This is a genomic window from Rhizobium sp. SL86, from assembly GCF_026672545.1.
Lineage (GTDB): Bacteria > Pseudomonadota > Alphaproteobacteria > Rhizobiales > Rhizobiaceae > Neorhizobium.
On sequence record NZ_JAPPRJ010000001.1, the window covers coordinates 1155442 to 1174854 of the forward strand.

Below are 19413 nucleotides of genomic sequence, written 5' to 3' on the forward strand. Positions count from 1 at the left end.
ATGCTGGACGAGAGGTGACGCCATGCCGAGTACAGATTGGCGCTCGCCGGCCGCTTATGCACATGCCAAGAGCATTTCTGCCGCCGGCTTTGCCTGGGAGTATCTTCGTCGCGATGAGGATTATCGCCGCGACTTTCATCGCGTGAGGCGATTGCCACGCCTCGACAGCGATGCGCAGACGGCGTTCTCGGAACGCTGGGGGGTGCGATTTCCCGACAGACCCGACTCTCTCCGCCGACCGGGCTGCGCTATTCTGGATGCCGTCGCTGCTGCCTGATGCCTTTGAGCTTCGCCCGTCCGCGTGCGTCGACTCTGATCCCGCCAGCATGACGATCAGCCTGCCGACGTTGCCGGGTCTCGACGCTCGTGCCACCGAGGATGGGAAGTGGCATGGCCTCTGGCGGTCGGCGGGAGTGGACCATCAGTTCTGGCTCGCAGATCCGCCGTCCGGCACCAAGACGGCCTATTTCGTTATGCTGCCGCTCGACGCCTCGCTGGAGCATCGCGCCGAAGCGGTGTCGCGCTTCTGGCGAACGCTGACGGGGCGGCCGATCGGCGAGCGTCGTCACGCTCTTCCAGCGCAGACCCGAGACCGACACATCCTGATCTTGCGCGCCCTCGACGGTCGCACAGACGGCGCCAGCTATCGAAAGATCGCGGAAGCCCTGCTTGGATTTCGTGGCAACAAAGCCGATTGGGAAAGCGATCCTCGCAAGAACCAGACGCGCCGCCTCGTTGCTGACGGCACCCACTATGTGCATGGCGGATATCGCGATCTGCTGCGCTATCCCGCGCGTCTGCCGCCCCGCTGAACGTTGCCGTTCGATCGTCTTCGTTCGCGCCTCCGGGGGGCCGGAAACGCTACCCCCTAATTTCGGCACGCTGCAAGCCGCCGTTCCTCCGCCACGGTTCGCCATGACCCGCTGCCGTCACCGGCAGCCATCCGAACCGCCCCGGAGGCCCGATCATGCTCGACCCGAAGACGGGATTGCCGCCGCGTTTCCTGCGCACGCCCGACGCGGCGCGATTCCTCGGCATCTCGCTCAGGACGCTGGAGAAGCACCGCACCTACGGCACCGGCCCGACCTATCGCAAGATCGGCGGCCGCGTGATCTACGCGCTCGAGGACCTGCAGGCCTGGACGGCCATCGGCGCGCGCAAATCCACCACGGACCAGAATGCCGGCCGGGTCTTTCCGGCGCGTCCTCTGACGCCTGCCGAGCGGGGAGCGCGCTGAATGAGCGGCTCCTCTCGACAAGACGGCAAGCACGGGAGCGAACGCCAGCGGCTCGATCCCTTCGTGGTCGCCACCGGCGATGCCAGCCCGCGCGATCAGCGCGATCTCATGGAACGGCCGTTCTTCTCGTTGTCGAAGACGCCGCGCGTCAAGCCGATCCTCTACAAGGCCGCCGATGTCGAGGTGCAGGTGCTGGGGATGCCCGAACACGGCATGGCGACGATATGGGACGCCGATGTGCTGATCTGGGCCGCCTCGCAGATCGTCGCGGCCGAGAACCATGGTCTCCGTACCTCGCGCTTCTTTCGCTTCACGCCCTACCAGCTCCTGCGGGGTGTCGGCCGTCCGACCGGAAACCAGCAGTATCTTCTCCTGAAGGCCTCGCTGGCACGGCTGCAATCGACCGTCATCGCCACGACGATTCGGAACGGCGTGCAATGGCGCCGCCGACAATTCTCCTGGATCAACGAATGGGAAGAGATGACGACGCGAGAGGGCCGCGTCGAGGGCATGGAATTTGTCCTGCCCGAGTGGTTCTACAACGGGGTCGTCGACCGCTCACTGGTGCTGACCATCGACCCGGACTATTTCCGGCTGACCGGCGGTATCGAGCGCTGGCTCTATCGCGTCGCGCGCAAGCACGCCGGCCATCAGCGACACGGCTGGCTGTTCGAGATCGCCCATCTCCACGCCAAATCCGGCAGCCTTGCGCGCATCTCCGATTTCGCGCTCGATCTGCGCCGGATCGCTCTCCGTCAGCCCTTGCCTGGATATCGCCTGTCGATCGAACGCGAGGGGCGGCGTGAACTGCTCCGCATACGGCCCGTCCAACAATTCACAGTGCCTGTGGATGAGCCTGTGAACAGCATCGGCAGATCAGGCGCAAAGGGTATCGGCACATCAGGCGCAGGCCTATCGGCAGATCGGGCGCACGGACCACAGTTAACGCTCTGGCCTGAAACACGAAATCCGGCCACTAACTTAGACTCTAACAGAGAATCTAACTCTTCTTTGTTGGCGCGCGGGAAACGCGGCCGTGGTGCCGGTGCCGCCGGAAGGCGGACGCCATGATCGTCGCGCTCCTCAATCAGAAGGGCGGCGTCGGCAAGACGACGCTGGCGCTGCATCTCGCCGGTGAATGGGCCGGGAGGGGCAAGCGCGTGACCCTCATCGACGCCGATCCGCAGGGTTCGGCGCTGGATTGGTCGCAGCAACGGGCTCGTGAGAACGGCATCCGGCTGTTCGGCGTCGTCGGCCTGGCGCGCGATACCTTGCACCGGGAAGCGCCGGAGCTGGCGCGCGATGCCGATCACATCGTCATCGACGGGCCGCCACGCATTGCCGGGCTAATGCGTTCCGCACTGCTGGCCGCCGACCTGGTGCTGATCCCGGTGCAGCCATCGCCGTTCGACGGCTGGGCCTCGGCCGAGATGCTGGCGCTCGTCGCCGAAGCGCGCATCTACCGGCCGACCTTGATGGCGCGCTTCGTGCTCAACCGCTGTGGCGCACGCACCATCATCGCTCGCGAGACCGCCGAGACGCTCGCCGATCACGACCCGCCGGTGCTGTCGACAACCATCGGCCAGCGCGTCGTTTTCGCCGATGCCGCACAGTCTGGTCGGCTCGCCTCCGAAATCGATCCCGACAGTCAGGCCGCGCGAGAGATCGCGGCACTCGCTGCGGAGATCGGACGGCTGGTCACGGGAAGGACATTGCCATGAGCGCGCACCCGATCCGTCGCCGTTTTGCGGCCCGGCCCGCTGATCCCGAAAGCTGGATCAAGGCAGCCGACGCCCCGCGTACCGACGAGGAGGCCCGCTTCACCGCGCGGCTGACCATCGACATCACACCCAACCTGCGCGGCCGCATCAAGATCGTCGCCTTTCAGCGCGGCATCACCGTCGCCGACATGCTGCGCGATCTGCTCGCGCGCGAATTTCCGCCGACCACCGATGGAGATCGCCCATGACCGGCGCCACCGCTTCCCGTTCCCATGGCGGTGCCGCACCGCGCACCCAGTCCGCCGACGCTTTCACACAAGTCGAACTGACGCACATCGAGAAGCGGATCGAGAACTGGATCAGGTTCGGCCACAAGGCGCGCGAACAGGTGCTCGACCGAAGTCGGCGTGTCTTTTTCTACAGGCCCGGCAGCGTCTTTGCCTTCGTGCGGTGGGCATCGAACGACTTCGGCACGATCACATCGCGCATCGACATCGTGCGCGCGGTGGCGCCAGGTGAGCCCTTCCAGACGCTGCCTTTCGTGCGTCCCGGCGGCGACATCCTGCTCAGAATCGAGGGCTGGCCCAAGGTCGAGCGCGTCCTTCAGCACATCGATGCCATCGAGGTGATCGGCATTGATCCGACCGAGGTTGTCGCCCGATCACTGGCGGCACGTCCTCAACCGTTTGACCGTTGGATACGAGCCGCGTGCCTACACCGTCGATCAGCATCAGGCGTTTCTATTGCGCCAGAGGGCTGAACCATGACCCGGTTCGGCTACATCATGGCGACGTACTTCTCCGTGATGGGCGTTGCCGTCGCATCGTTCATTCCCACGCCGCTGCGCGTCGTCTGGAACGCATCCGCGAGTGTTCCGATCGGCCTCTATGATCTCGCCCCCACGCAGAGTCTCGAGGCGGGCGATCTCGTCGCGCTCCTGCCCGACAAGCCGCTCGCCGACTTCATGGTGGAGCGCGGCTATATCGGTCGTGGCGTGCCGCTTTTGAAGCGTGTCATGGCTCTGCAGGGGCAAGAGGTCTGTCGCACCGGGCTCGCCATCACGGCCGATCATGTGCCGCTCGGTGAAGCGCTCGAACACGACCGATTGGGGCGTGCTCTGCCGGTCTGGCAAGGCTGCCGGAAGATCGCACAAGGCGATCTCTTCGTGATGAACCCCGAAGTGCCCGACAGCCTGGATGGCCGCTACTTCGGCCCGATCCCGGCACGCGCCGTCATCGGCAAGGCGACGCCGATTTACACCGACGAGGAGGGTGATGGCCGCTTCGTCTGGCGTGCTCCGACGCGGTGAGTGCCGCACCACAGTTCAATCACCACCAGTTCATGGAGGTTCCACATGCCGCAAATTGGCGAGTTCACGCGCGAAACCACCGGCTTTGTCGGGCGCGTCCACACCTTCACGCTCTTCCGCGAGATCACCATCGTTCCGGCAGAGCCGTCCGACGCCGACAACGCGCCGGACTACCGCGTCCACAACGGCAACGAGGAAGGGCCGGAGATCGGCGCGGGCTGGAAGCGCACCGGCGAACGAGCCGGGGATTACATCGCGCTCGTCATCGATGATCCCGGCTTGCCGCAGCCGATCCGCGCCAATCTGTTTCGCGACGACGACGGTGGCGCGTCCTGGTCGCTGCATTGGAACCGTGCCCCGAAGCGCGGCGAGCGGGAGTGACATCATGCGATCCGTCAGCCTGCGCGCCTGTGCCATCTCCTTGCGATCGGCGATCCCTTTGTTCGCGGGAAAGCCGTCTCATCCCTTCGTCCCGCTCGACGACCGGTCGGCCGGCGCGCGCAGCGGAGGTCAAGGGCGATCGAAGATCGGCGCAATGCGCGTACCCTTGACCGCAGCGAGCACGCTGGCAGTCTGGTGCCGCAGTGGAGAAGGCGCGCCTGTTCGAATGGCGGTCATTCTTCTCTCGGGCTTGCTTTACGGCGTTGCGATCCCGGCGATTGCGCTGGCGCAGACGAAGCCCGTCGCTCACCCGTCTGCGCGCGATCCCTATGGTGATCACATCGCCGAAGCGGCACAGCGCTTCGAGCTTCCCGCCGCCTGGATTCTCGCGGTGATGCGCGCCGAGAGTGACAGTGATCCACGTGCCACCTCGCCCAAAGGGGCGATCGGGCTGATGCAGATCATGCCTGAGACCTGGGCCGAGCTGCGCGTGCGCTACCGTCTGGGTGACGATCCTTACGACCAGCACGACAACATCGTGGCGGGCGCGGCTTATATCCGCGAGCTGTTCGATCGCTATGGCTCGCCGGAGTGGATAGCGGCTTACAACGCCGGTCCCGGGCGCTACGAGGAGGCGCTGAAGGGCCGCCCACTTCCACCGGAAACCCGCGCTTATGTCGCCGCCCTCGCGCCGATCATCAGCGGCGGCGAGACCACCGGCGCGGTCATGATCGCGTCCGCCGATCCGCTCTCCTGGACCCGTGCTCCGCTTTTCGTCATGCAGCCTTTGAGCAAGACGACGGTCCCTCCCGTGCAGTTCGACGAGCACAAGGACGACATTCCGCAGGCGATCACCGTGCGCGACCTGTCCGCCATCGTGCCGCAGTCGGGCGGTCTGTTCGTTGCGCGAGCGGATGCGAGACAACAGCCATGAAGCTCGTGATCGCGTCCGCCCGGCGGGAGACTTCAGTGTGCAGCGGATGGGGCTGGCAACGGTCTCATCCATCAGCAGGGGGGGCACGAAGGGGGCAAAGGGCGGAGGGCAAGATTAAAGCGGACGGCACCCTACGGGTCCGATCCTTGGGGCAAGCCCTTGTCTGCACACTGTTTGGGGCGGCACCGTCGCCAGACCGCCATGGTGCCGCGAGGCGCGGCAAAGCCAACATTTCCCGCGTTGTTCGCAGCACTCCTGCCCGAAATCGCCGGCTTCTGGCGGATCGGCTGCTATGAGGGAAGACGACGATCATTTCCGGCCAAAGCCCGGCCGCGTCCGATCCAACGTCGGGAAAGTCGGACAGGCCAAGAGCTTCCTAAGCAAGGTGCGGAAGGTCACGCGCCAGCAACAAGCAGCCTCTGGCCGAAGCCGATCGGCGAAGAGCGGTGGTTCCGGTCGCGCCACCAAGGGAAAGAGCATCGTCGCCTCCGGCCGGGGCGTGCAGCGCGGTCGCGGTGCGTCCTTCGTGCGCGCCCGCAACCTGTCGAACGGCTGGAGCCACCGCCAGCCCGGCAGCCGCCGCGTCGTCGTCAAATCCCGTTCTGTCCGGAGCGCGGGCAAGAGCGGAAAGGCCGCCGCACATCTGCGCTATATCCAGCGCGACGGCACATCGCGCGATGGCGAGCGCGGGCAACTCTATTCCACGACGGACGATCGCGCCGACGGCGATGCCTTTCTCAATCGCGGCAAAGACGATCGCCACCAGTTCCGCTTCATCGTCTCGCCCGAGGACGCCGCCGATCTTGCCGACCTGACCGGCTACACCCGCGAGCTGATGGGAAGGATCGAAACCGATCTCGGCACGAAGCTCGATTGGGTCGCGGTCAATCACCACAACACCGGCCATCCCCATGCGCATGTTATCGTCAACGGCCGCGATGCGCTCGGCGACGATCTCGTCATCAATGGCGACTATCTCGCCAATGGCATTCGTGAGCGGGCGAGCGAACTGGCGACGCTGGAACTCGGCCCCGTCACCGAGATCGAGCAGCGCCGCAAGCTGATGACGGAGATCGACCATGACCGCTTGACCCGCATCGACCGGGCGATGATCGCCGAGGCAGAGGACCGCTTGCTTGACCTCCGATATGAGCCGGACGATCTGCACGGCCAGTCCGATCGGACCTTGCGCTTGCGCCGTCTCGGCAAGCTCGGCGGCATGGGCCTTGCCACCGAACATGCGCCCGGCGTCTGGGAATTGAGCGAGCGGCTGGAGCCGACGCTGCGTGAGATGGGCGAGCGCGGCGACATCATCCGCACCATGCAGAAGGCGCTCCGGGCCGACGGCGCCGAGCGCGACCCAATGAGTTTTCAGATTCACGATGCAGCGCCAGCGACGCCGGTCCTTGGCCGTGTCATCGACAAGCATCTCTACGACGAACTGGGTGAGAACCTGACGCTGGTGGTCGATGGCATCGACGGACGCACGCACCATGTCTCCGGCATCGACCCGGCGCGCGTCGAGGACGCCCGCATCGGCAGCGTGATCGAGATCGGGCCGTCCGACCGCACTGGCCGCCCATCCGATCGCGCCATTGCCGGCATGGCAGAAGACGGGATCTATCGGTCGAGCCGCCATCTGGAGCACGCTCGGTTCGAGGGGCGCGTGCCGAACGGCGACTATGAGGGGTTCGTCGATGCCCATGTCCGCCGACTGGAGGCGTTGCGCCGTGCCGGCATCGCCGAACGGATCGACCGCGATCAGTGGCGCATCCCGGAAGATTTCGAGGCGCGCGCCGCCGCCCATGATGCGGGCAGCAACGCCCGCGTCAATATCCGCGTCCTCTCTACCTTCGACCTCGAACGCCAGATCGGATCGGACGGCGCGACGTGGCTCGACCGACGGCTGGTCGGTGTGGGCGTGTCCGATCTGTCGTCGTCAGGATTTGGCAACCAGGTGCACGAGGCGATGGCGCGCCGGCGCGAGGCGCTGATCGATCACGGTGACGCTGTCCGTCAATCCGATGGCCACGTCGCCTATCGGCGCAACCTGATCGCCACGCTTCAGGAGCGCGAGGTTGCCCGTGTCGGCGAGGAGGTGGCAGCGAAGAAGGCCCTGCCGTTCCGGGCCGCCGCCGATGGCGAGACCGTCAGCGGCACCTTCACCGGAGCGGTGCAGCTATCGAGCGGCAAGTTCGCGATCGTCGAGAAGTCTCACGAGTTCACCCTTGTCCCCTGGCGGCCGGTCATCGACCGCCAGCTTGGTCACGAGGTATCGGGTATCGTCCGTGGTGGATCGGTGTCGTGGCAATTGGGGCGGCAGAAGGGATTGGAGATCTGATCTCAACACCGGGAAAGCTGGAACGAAGGGTTATCTACCGCGATCCCACGGCGGTTCGGGCAAAAAGCGGTTCACCAGTTCATCGACCACGACGCGCACCTTCGGGCTCATCTGCCTGGTCTGCGGCCATAGGGCGTGGATCGGAAAGCCTCGCGTCGTCACCTCCGGCAGCACCTGTGCAAGTCGTCCGTCGCGCAAGTGGTCGGCAATCAGCCAGGTCGAGAGGAGCGCGATGCCTTGGCCAGCGAGGGCCGCGTCACAGATGGCGTCGCTGTGGTTGAACGAGAGCCGTCCGGAGACGGGCTTCGCCACGGGCGCGCCTTTCCCATCCAGGAACCACCACGGCAAGGACTGTCCGCCCCGGCCGAAGACGATGCAGGCATGAGCGCCCAGATCATCGAGCGAGGTGGGGCTCCCGTACTTGTCGAGATAATCGGGGCTGGCGCAGAGCACCGATTGCTGCACACCCAGCCTTCTGGCGACGAGTGTGGAGCTGTCCTCGAGATCGCCGATGCGGATCACGAGGTCGATGCCTTCGTCGATCGGATCAATGCGCCGATCGGTCAGCGAGACTTCCAGCGACAGGTCCGGATAGTGCTCGCCGATATCGAGAAGCACGGGCAGCACCCAGCGTCGACCGAACACCACGGGCAGATCGATCCGCAGTCGCCCGCGTGGCCGCAGGCGATGGGCGTTCAGTGCCGCCTCGGCGTTTTCCAGATCGGCCAGGACGCGCACGCAGGTCTCGTAGAAAGATTGGCCTTCGGTCGTCAGCGCGAAGCGACGCGTTGTTCGGTTGAACAATCGAACCCCGAGCCGATCCTCGAGCCGCGCCACGCTCTTGGCGATACCGGATTTCGACAGGCCGAGCCTCTCCGCCGCCAGCGTGAATCCGCCCGCGTCGGCGGCCTGGACGAAGGCTGTTATGCCACTGAGGTGTTCGGTGGAAATCATCGCGACCTATTGACGACTATCAGTCAACTCATATTGCCATAAGAGGCAATTTATCGCCACTACAGTCGCCAATAAAATGCTCCGGTTAGGGTCGTCCGGCCCGTATCCCACGGAGCGGCGCCATGCCAGGACCATCACATTCCACCCATAAAGACGAAGGAAGGCAGTCGATCCCGCCGGCTCTGATCTGGCTTCTGGCGATCGGAGCCGGCGTCGGCGTCGCCAATGTCTATTACATCCAACCGGTGGTTCCGCTGGTACGCGAGACATTCGGCATCGGATCGGAACCGGCGAGCCTCGTCCCGGCGGTGAGCCAAGCCGGCTATGCCCTCGGAATGCTGCTGCTGGCCCCGCTCGGCGATCTCATCGACCGCAAGCGGCTCGTCCTCGCCAAGTCGATCCTGCTCGTGCTTGCGCTGTTGGCGACGGCTCTCGCACCGAATTTTTCCGTGCTTCTCGCCGTCAGCCTCGCCGTCGGACTGCTCGGCAGCCTCGGCCAGGACTTCGTGCCCATGGCGGCGCAACTCGCGACGGCCGAAGAGCGGGGGCGCACCATCGGGCTTGTGACCACGGGCCTGCTCTGCGGCATCCTGTTGTCTCGCACCTTGGGGGGTGTCGTCGGCGATCTCTTCGGTTGGCGAGCGATCTACGCGTTGGCCGCCACCATGGTGGCGCTGGTCGGCGTTGCGGTCTGGCGCTGGTTGCCGCTCCAGCCGGCGACCGCCAACGGTTCCTATGGCGCTCTTTTCCTGAGCCTTGCCACCTTGGTCGAGCGACATGCGGTGCTGCGCAAGGCACTCCTGACCCAGGGCCTGCTGGCGGCAACCCTTGGTGCCTTCTGGTCGACCCTGGCGCTGATGCTGGCGGAGCCGCCGCTCTATCTCGGTGCGGGTGCGGCCGGCGCCTTCGGATTGGCCGGCGCCGCCGGGGCCTTCGGCGCCCCTCTGTTCGGACGCCTCGCCGACGCCCGAGGGCCTGCCATCGCGATCCGCCTCGGCTGTCTGCTGGTTACTCTTGCCTTCACCCTGATGCTGGCACTTCCGCATTCGATCGCAGCGCTGATCGCGGGAGCGGTGCTGTTCGACCTCGGCGTCATGGCCGCGCTGGTTTCGCACCAGACCATCGTCACGACGATCGACCCCGCAGCGCGCAGCCGGCTGAACGGCTTACTGATGACCGCTGCCATGATTGGCATGGCGATCGGTGCGCTCGCCGGCGGCTGGGCCTGGAGCCGCTACGGCTGGACCGGCGTGTGCCTCACAGGCGTGATTGCCGGTTTCGCCGCGCTGCTGCGCTCCCTTCTTCCGCCATCCGTTCCCCTCGCTGCAAAGGAGTTCGCCCGATGACCACCTCTATCGCACCGTCCACATCAACCGAGCCCGACGCTCGAACCGCTCCGCTGACGGTGCTGTTCTCGTTCTTGTTGCGCGCCGATCCGGCCGCCAACGCATCCGAAACCGACCCCAATCTCAGCTTCGAAACATGGGGGGACTATTGGCGCAAGGTGCATGGCCCGCGCTTCCTCCATCCCGACGAGGCGGACGATCGCACGACGATCAGTCGCCTGCTGCGTTACGATCAGATTCACCGCGTGGCGTCGGGACCGACGAGTTTGAACCCGCCGCCTTACCGGCCACCGCTCGACGCGGACGGTCGCCTGTTCGAGACCATCGTCGGTCACGTCGAGCCCTACCGACGTCCGCAGTGGGACGGGGTCGCGTATCTCAACTTCGCGGGGCTCGACGATCTCGGCGCGGTTCTCGGTGCCGAGCGTGTTCGTCGCAAGATCCTTCCCGAGGATCAGGCCATCTTCCGGGATCTCGGGCCGGTACTGGCCCGCCAGTTCATCATCATGCCGAACACGGCTGGTGACGACTCGATCATCCTGATCAAGACGCACATTCGGCGCGATGATCTCGACCGCGAGAGGTTCCAGCGCCGCTGGCTGCACGATCATGCCGAGTTGGTGGTCGGCCAGGCCGATACGCAGCGTCTTGTGAAGCGTTACGTCCAGCTTCACAACATCGGCCCCGTCACAGCGGGCGCGCCTTTCTTCCATCCCGTAGCCAGCCGGATCGATGGCGTGACGCTCATGGCCTTCGCCTCGATGAAGGATGTCGAGAGCTTCCTGCTGTCCGACGGCTACGCCGTGATCGAGGAGGCGGAACGATCCATCGCGATCGTCGAGGCGGGCGAGTATTGGACTGGCCTGACCTTCACCGTGGTCGATCAGCACGCGCCGGAACAGGCCTCGGCAACGTCATGAGGGGGCCGGCGACGCTGTCCGACAAACGTAGCCGGCTGCGGGCGGTTGTCCCGCGCCCGCTATCCGGCCATCGCGCGGTGCTCCCGAAAAGCCGCAGCCAATGTGCGCAATGCAGCGCGCGACTTGGGATCGGTGAGCGTCGAGTGCAGCACAATCTCGGACGACGGAAGGCGCGGCAGCCTGAAGCGTTCGCCGATTTCGATGGTGCCGGGCGGAGCAAGGCGACAGGAAAAGATGGCCATGGCGAATCCGGCGGAGACGGCTGCCGCGACGGCCGACGAGCCGCCGCCGAGGAACACTTCCGTCCAGGCGATGCCAGCCTCGTCCAGGGCGCGGGTCGCGATATCGCGCACGCCACAGGAAGGCGACAGGGCGGCCAACCGCAGAGGCTCGCCCTGCCGATGCTCGAAATTCGGCGCGGCGAACCATCCGAAATGTTCCGGGCCGAGGACCTCGCCATCGCGTCTGTCGTCTTCGCGACGAATGATACAGGCGTCCAGCTCTCCACGATCGAAGGCGTCGAGCAGCGTGCGCGAGTTTTCGAGGCGTACCTCGATGCGCAGGCCCGGATCGTGCGCGTTGAGTTGTGCCAAAAGGGTCGGAAGCTCAGGACCTGCCACATGCGCGGCGATGCCGAGCCCGAAGCGGCGCGGGGTCGTGGAAGCGAGCGCCGACAGCGCGGCTTCGTGCGCGGCAAGAAAGTCGCGAGCGGGATCGAGAAAGACGGCGCCGTGTGCGGAAAGCCGGACGTGGCGCGGCGTACGCTCGATCAGCCGCTGGCCGATCCGCTCTTCCAGGCGCCGCAGCTTGACGCTGATCGCCCCTTGCGTGGTGCCGAGGGCCTCCGCCGCTCGCGTGAAACTCTGAAGGTCGGCGATGGCTACGAAAGCCTGGACCGACTCGACATCGAGGGATGCCATTTCGATCATCCAGATTTGTTGTCTCTGAAATATTCAGCCATATCATTCTTATATCGTCAAGTTTCGCCTACGATCAGGTCCATCAACAACAGTCGCTCGCAAGACTGCCGTGCCACCCCGGCCTCAGCCGCCGTGGGTGAACGACCGCGTGCGAGACGCCGAGTGATCTCGGCGCTGAAAGGCCTGATCATGTCCTTTGCTTCCTCGCGGCAAGGTAACCTTGCCTTGGCCGCCATCTGTTTGTCGGCTTTGATGTTCGGCTTCGAAATATCAAGCGTTCCGGCGATTCTGCCGACGCTGGAGAAAGTCCTTCACGCCGACTTTCAAGAACTCCAGTGGACGATGAACGCCTACACCATCGCCGTGGCGACGGTCCTCATGGCTGCCGGCACACTGGCGGATCGCTTCGGGCGCAAGCGTCTCCTCGTCGTCGCCATCGTTGCGTTCGGCGCCACCTCCCTGCTGTGCGGCCTTGCCCCCAACATGATAACCCTCATCGCCGGGCGCGCGCTCCAGGGAGCTAGCGGCGGCGCCATGCTGATTTGTGGGATCGCAGTGCTCTCGCATCAGTTCAGCACGGCGGCCGATCGAGCCCGAGCTTTCGGCTGGTGGGGCATCGTTACCGGGTTCGGTCTCGGCTTCGGTCCGGTGATCGGCAGCGGGATCGCAGCCCTGATGGGCTGGGCCTGGGTGTTTCTGATCCACGGTTTCATCGCCGTGCTGACCGTCATCCTGGCTTGGCGCGGTGTTCGGGAATCGAAGGATCCAGCCGCTCGGCGCCTGGATCTCGGCGGCATCGCGACCCTGTCACTGGCCGTCTTTTGCGTCGCCTACGTCATTACTCAGGGCAGCGAACTCGGTTTCACCAGCCCGATCGCGCTGGCGATCGTCGCTACAGCCGCCCTCAGCCTCATCGCCTTCGTCATTGTCGAGCAGATCACGCCGCACCCGATGTTTGATTTCTCGGTGTTCCGAATCCGGCCGTTTTCCGGAGCTCTGTTCGGCTCGATGGGCATGAATTTCAGCTTCTGGCCGTTCATGATCTATCTGCCGATCTGGTTTCAGGCGGGGCTCGGTCTCGACGGGCTGACCGCTGGCCTTGCACTGCTCGCCTACACCCTGCCGACGCTGGTCGTGCCGCCCTATGCCGAACGCCTTTCGCTGCGTCTTGGCGCCGGCACCGTCATCCCGGCCGGATTGTTCGTGATCGGTCTCGGCTTTTTCATCATGAAGATCGGAACAGGCGGTGGTCCGGCGGCCTTGCCGACGACATTGATCGGCGCGTTGCTGGCCGGGATCGGTCTCGGGGCGACCAACACGCCGGTCACCAACACCACGACCGGATCAGTATCGAGCGACAGGGCCGGCATGGCATCCGGCATCGACATGAGCGCACGGATGATCTCGCTCGCCATCAACATCGCGCTGATGGGCTTTGTCTTGGTCGACGGCGTTCTGAAGCGCCTGAGTGCGGTGTCCGGATCGTTCGACGCCACGCAACTTCGGCACATCGCCGAACAGGTCGCCGCCGGAAACGTCGGTGCTTTCGATCACGCCGCTCCGGGAGTGTCGAAGGTGCTCGGTCCTGCCGCACTGGCCGGCGGCTTCGGAGAGGTGATGCTCTACGGCGCCATTGGTGTCTGGGTGCTGGCCGCACTCAGCTTCTTCACCTTCGGGAGGAGGAAAGATGTCGATGGCGCGTCATGAGGTCCGAGCCCGTAAGCCGTCCCGCCTTCAGGTCTTGCTCTATGCAGAGGTTGGCGCGGCCGAGCGACGCGCCAACTCGACGAACAGGGTTCCGGCCCGCGAGAGCGGCCGCATTGGCGAAGCAACGAGTCCGAACTCGCGATGCAACGGCGAAGCGAGCTTCGAAACCCGGAAGCCGCGTTGCTGTTCCGGCAACGTGGATTCCGGCACGAGGCTGACACCCGCACCCTCCCGAACCAGGGCAATCGCGCTCGACCAGTCGCGCACCTCGATCTGCACGTTCTGGAGCGTCAATCCTTCCGCGTCGGCAAGCGAGCGGGCGTTCGTATGGCACCCGCCGGTGGCGAGAACGAAGGGCGCTGCCGCCAGCTCGGCCAACGAGACCGAAGGTCGCCGTGACAGGGGATGCGCCGCCGGCAGGATCGGAACCCAGGCATCCCGTCCGAGCGGAACGGCATTTCTGGACGAAGACGGATTGAGAACGACGCCGAGGTCGATCGATCCCGCTGCGAGCCAAGCCTCCACTTCCAGGTCGTCGGTTTCGAGCGGCACGAGGTCGATGCCCGGATGGAGCGTGCGAAAACGCCGAAGCAAGGGCGGAAGGACAGTAGCGAAGACGCTTGGAAACCCCGCCAGACGGATGGCCCCGGTCTCCTCGCCGATCAGCGCCATTGCCTCCCTTTCGATCGCCTCCAGATGCGAAAGGGCTGTTCGCGCATGGTCGAGCGCGCGCTCTCCGAAGGCGGTCAATTCGACACCCCGTGGCTGGCGGATGAGCAGTTTCACGCCCAGACTCTCTTCGAGCGCGGCCAGGGCTTGGCTCATCCCCGATTGGGTGACGCCGAGCTTATCCGCGGCTGCGGTGAAGCTGCCGGCCTCGGAGACGGCGATCAGGCTCTGGAGTTGGGTCAGGTTCATAGTAGTCAAGATTATGTCAGAAAAATATGGGAGTAATTTTTATTATATCACGGGACCTGCCAATGTGGGTGGCGATTTTCCCCCTCAGCGAGGCCCCGACGATGAAGCTCTATTTCGCCCCCGACACCTGTTCGCTCTCGCCGCACATCGTGCTTCAGGAACTCGGAATGCCCTACGAACTCGTCCGTGTGAACAATCGGACGAAACGCACATCCACGGGAGAGGACTTCCTCTCCATCAATCCGAAGGGCTATGTCGCGGCGCTCGAACTCGATACCGGCGAGGTTCTGACCGAAGGACCGGCCATCGTTCAGTATTTGGCCGACCTGATGCCGGAGGTGGGATTGGCTCCGGCCGCCGGTACGCTGGCGCGGGTTCGGCTGCAGGAATGGCTCAACTTCATCACCAGCGAAATCCATTCCGGATCGAGCCCGCTGTTCAATCGAGCCTTGCCGGAGGAGGTGCTGGTGATCTTCCGGGACCGGCTGTTCCGGCGTCTCGACTTCATCGAGGTGAACCTCGCATCTCGGGATTATCTGGTGGGCGACGGTTTCACGGTCGCCGACGCCTATCTCTTCACCGTGCTCGGCTGGATGAAGGGTTTTTCGATCGATCTCGACCGTTGGCCGGCGACCGCTCGCCATATGCAACGGATCGGCGCGCGGGCGTCCGTCCAAGCTGCTTTGGCACGGGAGGCGGAGCTTCTTCCGGTCAGATGACGTGCAAGTTCGGCTTCGACCCGTTGATCGGAGGGCGGTCGGTGGTCGCGGCGCGCGGCAGAGAAGATTCAGGGAGCGTCGTCGCGTCGGAACTTTCCCGGCGCACAGCCGACGACCCGCCGGAAGGTTGTGCTGAAGGCCGCTTCGGATTCATAGCCGATGGAAAAGCCGATCGCCCCGACACTGTCGTTCGTTCGCTTGAGCCGTTCAGCCGCGAGCACCATGCGCCAGCGGATGAGATAGTCCAGGGGCGGTTGTCCAACCGCTTCTCGGAAGCGCGCAGCGAAAGTGCTGCGCGACATGCCGGCGATGGTTCCCAGTTCCGCAAGCGTCCAGTGGCGAGCGGGTTCGGCGTGCATGGCGCCGAGCGCTCTCGTCAGTCGGGGATCGGACAGCGCCGACAACCATCCGGCGGGCTTGTCCGTCCCGGAGGCGAGCCAGAGCCGCAAGACTTGCAAGAGCATGATCTGGGCGAGGTGCTCCGCCATCAGCGTGCCGCCTGGAGGCCGATCTTTCAGTTCCGCAGCCAGTTGCTCCAGCGCCCAGCGCAGAACGGCAGCCTGGTTCGAGGCGTCGCGCACATGAACGATGGCCGACAAGGCCCCGAACAGCATTCCGGCATGATCGCCCTCGAAAGAAAAACGGCCGCCGATCAGGAAGAAGTCGCCGCCGCCGTTGCAGGTCGCGATGCCGTCGACAGCCTGATCATAGATCGTGGGAGATTCGATCGGGCGCAATGCGAGGTCCGTTGCGAAGAGGAACGGACGGCCGCGCGTGAGCAGGAAGCAGTCGCCGGCTTCGATCCGTCGCGGATCAGGCTCCCCATCGACCTGGACCCAACAGGCGCCGCGCATGACGGCGTTGAACTTGATGCCTTCATGCGGGGGAAATCTGATCGCCCACTCACCACCGGCGTCAAGGCCAGCGCTGATCGCACTTTTCGGCTTCAGAAGCGACAGAACGTCGGACAATGGGTCCAAGGCAAAAATCCAGACGATCGAGAAGGAAAGGCAGACTATACGACATGGATCGTGCGAGTGCCACGGGTCATCCTTTCTGAGAGCAAACATGCGGGCGAAACCGCACCTCTCGGAGAGACACCATGATCGACCATCAGAAACCGCTCGGGTCCGGCTTTGGGGCAAGAAGCACCGCCACGGATGTTCTCGCCGATATCGATCTCGCCGGTAAGCGCGCGATCGTCACCGGAGGACATTCGGGGCTCGGCTTGGAAACGACCAGGGCGCTTGCTGCTTCAGGAGCCCAGGTCATCGTTGCCGCGCGCAATCCAGCGGCAGCGGCGGTAGCCACGAAGGACATCGGCGGCGTGACGGTCGAGCCGTTGGACCTGTCGCACCTCGACAGCGTGCGCGCCTTCGCCGAGCACATCATCGCTGATAACCAACACATCGATATTCTGATCAACAATGCCGGCATCATGGCCTGCCCGGAGGCGAGGGTAGGACAAGGCTGGGAGGCGCAGTTCGCCACCAATCATCTCGGGCATTTCGCGCTGACAAACGCGCTTTGGCCGCTGCTCGAAGGTGGTGCACGTGTCATCTCGGTCTCTTCGGCCGGCCACCACAATTCGCCAATCATCTGGGACGATCTTCATTTTATTGGAGGTTACGACAAATGGCGCGCCTACGGCCAGTCGAAGACGGCAAATGCGCTCTTCGCCGTCCATCTCGGCCGGCTTGGGCGCGAAGCCGGTGTGCAGGCCTTCTCGCTTCATCCCGGAAAGATCTTCACGCCGCTCCAGCGGCATCTGGCGCAGGCGGAGATGATCGCCGAGGGCTGGCTCGACACGAGCGGTGCGCCAGCCGACCCGACCTTCAAGACGCCTGAGCAGGGCGCGGCGACGCAAGTATGGGCCGCGACCTCGCCGATGCTCGACGGTCGTGCCGGTCTCTATTGCGAGGATTGCGATATTGCCGTGCGCGCCGAGACTGCAAATGAACCGTTCGTCGGCGTTCGAGATTACGCCGCCGATCCCGCTGAGGCCGAGCGGCTCTGGACGCTTTCGGCCGAACTCACCGGCATCGACGCCTTCGATGCATCGAGGTGATGCCATGCGGGTGGGCGGCACCAAAGAGCGTGACAAGAGCGAAGACGCAGCCGACTACGCCCTTGCGACATCGTTGCAGGGCCGCTTCGCGCTCGCCGACATGGGTCTGTTGAGCCTTACGCCTCGCTGCGTTCGATCGCCGAGCGCTTAGCGGGATCGGAGGAGCAATGCGGCGACGAGCGCACAATGGCCAGGAGGTTGTTGATCAACAGAATGCGCTGTTGAGAGGCCGCATCCCGCTCGTGGCACTGATCCAGACGTTGTCCGTTGCCGAGTATCTGAATTTTCGCCACGCCGCGAATGCTCTCGGCGTCAGCCAGTCGAGCGTGAGCACCAGGATCAAGACGCTGGAAGAGGATCTCGGTGTTGTTCTATTCGAGCGCCGCCACCGTGGGGTCCGCCTGACCGACGCCGGCCGCAATTTCATCACGGAAGTTGCCGCGGGGATCGGCCATCTCGATCTTGCGATCAAGACAGCAGGGGCGGTTCTGAACGGCGCGATTGGTCATCTGTCGATCGGCCTCCTGTCTTCGATCGGTTCGGGGTTCCTGGCCGATCTGCGCCGCCGGTATCGCGACGAGCATCCGGAGATCGAACTCGACATCTTCGAGGGGCGTTCGGACGAGATCATACGTCAGGTCCGCGAAGCCAAGCTCGACATCGCCTTCGTGGTTGGTGCCGTAGAAGTGCCCGACTGCCATTCACGGCAGCTCTGGTCCGAAGCCGTGATAGCCGTGCTACCGCAGGGCCATTCATTGGCGAGTGCGGACCATCTCATGTGGGAAGACCTCGCCGCAGACACCTTCCTTGTCCGGCAAAGCGGCGCCGGTCCCCAAGTCCTGGACCATATCGTTCGCAGACTCGTCGAGCGAGAGAAGTCGCCCCGCATTCGTCGGTGCGATGTCGGTCGAGACACGCTGATGCACATGGTTGCAGATGGCGAGGGGATCACGCTGACGAGCGAGGCCGCGTCGCACGTCCCGTTTCCCGGCGTCCTTTTTCGACCTATCGCCGATGAGCCGGACCGGGCCAGATTCAGCGCGGTTTGGTCGCCGCATAATCGCGGTCCGGCGCTCAGGCATCTGCTCGATCTTGCAACCGAGATGAGCAAATCAGCGCAATTTGGCTGATTCCTTCAGAAGTTCGCCCGGTTCAATTCCCAGCGCCTCCGCAATCTGCCCAAGAACCGTGACGCTCGCGGAAACGTCGGCGCGCTCGATCGCGCCGATATAGCGCGCGCTCAGGCCGGACTGATCGGCCAGCTCTTCCTGCGTCATTTGCTTGTCATGGCGCAGCCGACGCAGATTGACCGCCATAACCTCCTTGAGATCCATGGCGAAATGAGAGCCTGCGTCGGAATGATCGTTCCAGGAACGATCATTCCGATTCGTGCTGAAACATGCTATAGATCCGCTCGGCCAAACGATGAATTCCAGCCCGCTGCCGCAAAGAGCCGTGGTTCGCTAAGCTGTTTGTCTCAAAATTGAAGAGCTTCTGAACTATTCCTTGCGGGCCGCTGCACTGTCGAAAGGAGGGCCATCCGATGCGGATACGCCCCGAACTCGATCCCGATGTCGACGATCTCGCTCCCAGCGGGCCAGAGATCACGGTCTACGACGAACGACACTTCGTCACGTATCTGCGACTGCTCGATGCGGAGACGGATGGGGCGGACTGGACCGAAGTGGCTCGTATCGTGCTGCATCGTGATCCCGGGACTGAAGGGGATCGCTCGCGCCTCTGCTGGCAAAGCCATCTCAATCGTGCTCGCTGGATAACGAAGACCGGCTATCGCAAGATACTGGAACAGGCGGCGACCGAGGCGCGATCAGCGCGGCACTGAGCGTCCTTTTTCTTCGCCATAGTATCCGATGATGCGACGCATCGGATTTCCTGTTGCCTATGTCTGGAACGGCTATTCTCTGATCGGCTCCGTCT

22 protein-coding genes and 1 pseudogene are annotated in these 19413 nt (G+C 64.3%); 18 read left to right on the plus strand and 5 right to left on the minus strand.

Features of this window, described 5'->3' with window-relative positions:
- The first annotated feature begins 22 nt into the window (after positions 1-22).
- The 11 genes and pseudogenes from OU993_RS05835 (at position 23) to OU993_RS28830 (ending at position 7923) form a co-directional block, all read left to right on the plus strand.
- Positions 23-277 (plus strand): transcriptional regulator domain-containing protein, encoded by a 255-nt coding sequence (locus OU993_RS05835; RefSeq protein ID WP_253709070.1) that lies wholly within the window; start codon positions 23-25, stop codon positions 275-277.
- 49 nt (positions 278-326) lie between these two features.
- A complete protein-coding gene (locus tag OU993_RS05840) occupies positions 327-812 on the plus strand; it encodes a DUF2285 domain-containing protein (RefSeq protein ID WP_268155313.1) in 486 nt (161 codons plus the stop codon).
- A gap of 155 nt (positions 813-967) precedes the next feature.
- Complete coding sequence (locus OU993_RS05845) at positions 968-1237, plus strand: helix-turn-helix transcriptional regulator (RefSeq protein ID WP_073625759.1); 270 nt, start codon at positions 968-970, stop codon at positions 1235-1237.
- The gene (locus tag OU993_RS05850) at positions 1238-2308 is read left to right on the plus strand and encodes a replication initiator protein A (RefSeq protein WP_268155315.1); all 1071 of its coding nucleotides are present in this window, start codon (positions 1238-1240) and stop codon (positions 2306-2308) included. It begins immediately after the preceding gene.
- Positions 2305-2958 carry a ParA family partition ATPase gene (parA, locus tag OU993_RS05855; protein WP_268155316.1) on the plus strand — a complete coding sequence of 218 codons (654 nt, stop codon included), beginning with the start codon at positions 2305-2307 and terminating at the stop codon, positions 2956-2958. The genes OU993_RS05850 and parA overlap by 4 nt, the downstream gene beginning before the upstream one ends.
- On the plus strand, positions 2955-3206 hold the full coding sequence (locus tag OU993_RS05860) for a hypothetical protein (RefSeq protein ID WP_268155317.1): 252 nt from the start codon (positions 2955-2957) through the stop codon (positions 3204-3206). The genes parA and OU993_RS05860 overlap by 4 nt, the downstream gene beginning before the upstream one ends.
- Positions 3203-3725, plus strand: a pseudogene (locus OU993_RS05865) (DUF2840 domain-containing protein). Before OU993_RS05860 ends, OU993_RS05865 begins: the two are co-directional and overlap by 4 nt.
- The gene (gene traF, locus OU993_RS05870) at positions 3722-4267 is read left to right on the plus strand and encodes a conjugative transfer signal peptidase TraF (protein ID WP_268155319.1); all 546 of its coding nucleotides are present in this window, start codon (positions 3722-3724) and stop codon (positions 4265-4267) included. Before OU993_RS05865 ends, traF begins: the two are co-directional and overlap by 4 nt.
- 45 nt (positions 4268-4312) lie before the next feature.
- A complete protein-coding gene (locus OU993_RS05875) occupies positions 4313-4648 on the plus strand; it encodes a DUF736 domain-containing protein (RefSeq protein ID WP_268155321.1) in 336 nt (111 codons plus the stop codon).
- A 154-nt stretch (positions 4649-4802) separates the two neighbouring features.
- Positions 4803-5582, plus strand: coding sequence for a lytic transglycosylase domain-containing protein (locus OU993_RS05880; RefSeq protein ID WP_442792878.1), 780 nt, complete (start codon positions 4803-4805; stop codon positions 5580-5582).
- A gap of 1108 nt (positions 5583-6690) precedes the next feature.
- A complete protein-coding gene (locus tag OU993_RS28830) occupies positions 6691-7923 on the plus strand; it encodes a DUF3363 domain-containing protein (protein ID WP_442792933.1) in 1233 nt (410 codons plus the stop codon).
- 30 nt (positions 7924-7953) lie between these two features.
- On the opposite strand, the gene OU993_RS05890 is transcribed toward OU993_RS28830, so the two are convergent.
- On the minus strand, positions 7954-8877 hold the full coding sequence (locus OU993_RS05890) for a LysR family transcriptional regulator (RefSeq protein ID WP_268155324.1): 924 nt from the start codon (positions 8875-8877) through the stop codon (positions 7954-7956).
- 122 nt (positions 8878-8999) lie between these two features.
- Between OU993_RS05890 and OU993_RS05895 the strand changes: the two genes are divergently transcribed.
- Positions 9000-10223 (plus strand): MFS transporter, encoded by a 1224-nt coding sequence (locus tag OU993_RS05895; protein ID WP_268155325.1) that lies wholly within the window; start codon positions 9000-9002, stop codon positions 10221-10223.
- Complete coding sequence (locus OU993_RS05900; RefSeq protein ID WP_268155326.1) at positions 10220-11143, plus strand: EthD domain-containing protein; 924 nt, start codon at positions 10220-10222, stop codon at positions 11141-11143. Before OU993_RS05895 ends, OU993_RS05900 begins: the two co-directional genes overlap by 4 nt.
- A gap of 59 nt (positions 11144-11202) precedes the next feature.
- On the opposite strand, the gene OU993_RS05905 is transcribed toward OU993_RS05900, so the two are convergent.
- The gene (locus OU993_RS05905) at positions 11203-12063 is read right to left on the minus strand and encodes a LysR family transcriptional regulator (RefSeq protein WP_268155327.1); all 861 of its coding nucleotides are present in this window, start codon (positions 12061-12063) and stop codon (positions 11203-11205) included.
- Positions 12064-12252: 189 nt separating this feature from the next.
- Here OU993_RS05905 and OU993_RS05910 point away from each other — a divergent pair, with 189 nt between their 5' ends.
- Positions 12253-13770, plus strand: coding sequence for an MFS transporter (locus OU993_RS05910; RefSeq protein WP_268157525.1), 1518 nt, complete (start codon positions 12253-12255; stop codon positions 13768-13770).
- A gap of 39 nt (positions 13771-13809) precedes the next feature.
- Here OU993_RS05910 and OU993_RS05915 read toward each other — a convergent pair whose 3' ends face one another.
- Positions 13810-14688, minus strand: coding sequence for a LysR family transcriptional regulator (locus tag OU993_RS05915; protein ID WP_268157527.1), 879 nt, complete (start codon positions 14686-14688; stop codon positions 13810-13812).
- Between the two features lie 101 nt (positions 14689-14789).
- Here OU993_RS05915 and gstA point away from each other — a divergent pair, with 101 nt between their 5' ends.
- On the plus strand, positions 14790-15407 hold the full coding sequence (gene gstA / locus OU993_RS05920) for a glutathione transferase GstA (protein ID WP_268155328.1): 618 nt from the start codon (positions 14790-14792) through the stop codon (positions 15405-15407).
- A gap of 68 nt (positions 15408-15475) precedes the next feature.
- On the opposite strand, the gene OU993_RS05925 is transcribed toward gstA, so the two are convergent.
- Positions 15476-16387, minus strand: a complete 912-nt coding sequence (locus tag OU993_RS05925) for an AraC family transcriptional regulator (protein ID WP_268155330.1) — start codon at positions 16385-16387, stop codon at positions 15476-15478.
- Positions 16388-16509: 122 nt separating this feature from the next.
- Here OU993_RS05925 and OU993_RS05930 point away from each other — a divergent pair, with 122 nt between their 5' ends.
- Both OU993_RS05930 and OU993_RS05935 read left to right on the plus strand, forming a co-directional pair.
- Entirely contained in the window at positions 16510-17475 is a 966-nt protein-coding gene (locus OU993_RS05930; RefSeq protein WP_268155331.1) for an SDR family NAD(P)-dependent oxidoreductase, read from the plus strand.
- 242 nt (positions 17476-17717) lie between these two features.
- The gene (locus OU993_RS05935; protein ID WP_268155332.1) at positions 17718-18605 is read left to right on the plus strand and encodes a LysR family transcriptional regulator; all 888 of its coding nucleotides are present in this window, start codon (positions 17718-17720) and stop codon (positions 18603-18605) included.
- Here the strand turns inward: OU993_RS05935 and OU993_RS05940 are convergent.
- The gene (locus OU993_RS05940; protein ID WP_268155333.1) at positions 18588-18809 is read right to left on the minus strand and encodes a helix-turn-helix domain-containing protein; all 222 of its coding nucleotides are present in this window, start codon (positions 18807-18809) and stop codon (positions 18588-18590) included. The two genes, OU993_RS05935 and OU993_RS05940, sit on opposite strands and share 18 nt — an antisense overlap.
- A gap of 209 nt (positions 18810-19018) precedes the next feature.
- Between OU993_RS05940 and OU993_RS05945 the strand changes: the two genes are divergently transcribed.
- Complete coding sequence (locus OU993_RS05945; protein WP_268155334.1) at positions 19019-19318, plus strand: DUF2285 domain-containing protein; 300 nt, start codon at positions 19019-19021, stop codon at positions 19316-19318.
- Positions 19319-19413 lie beyond the last annotated feature (95 nt).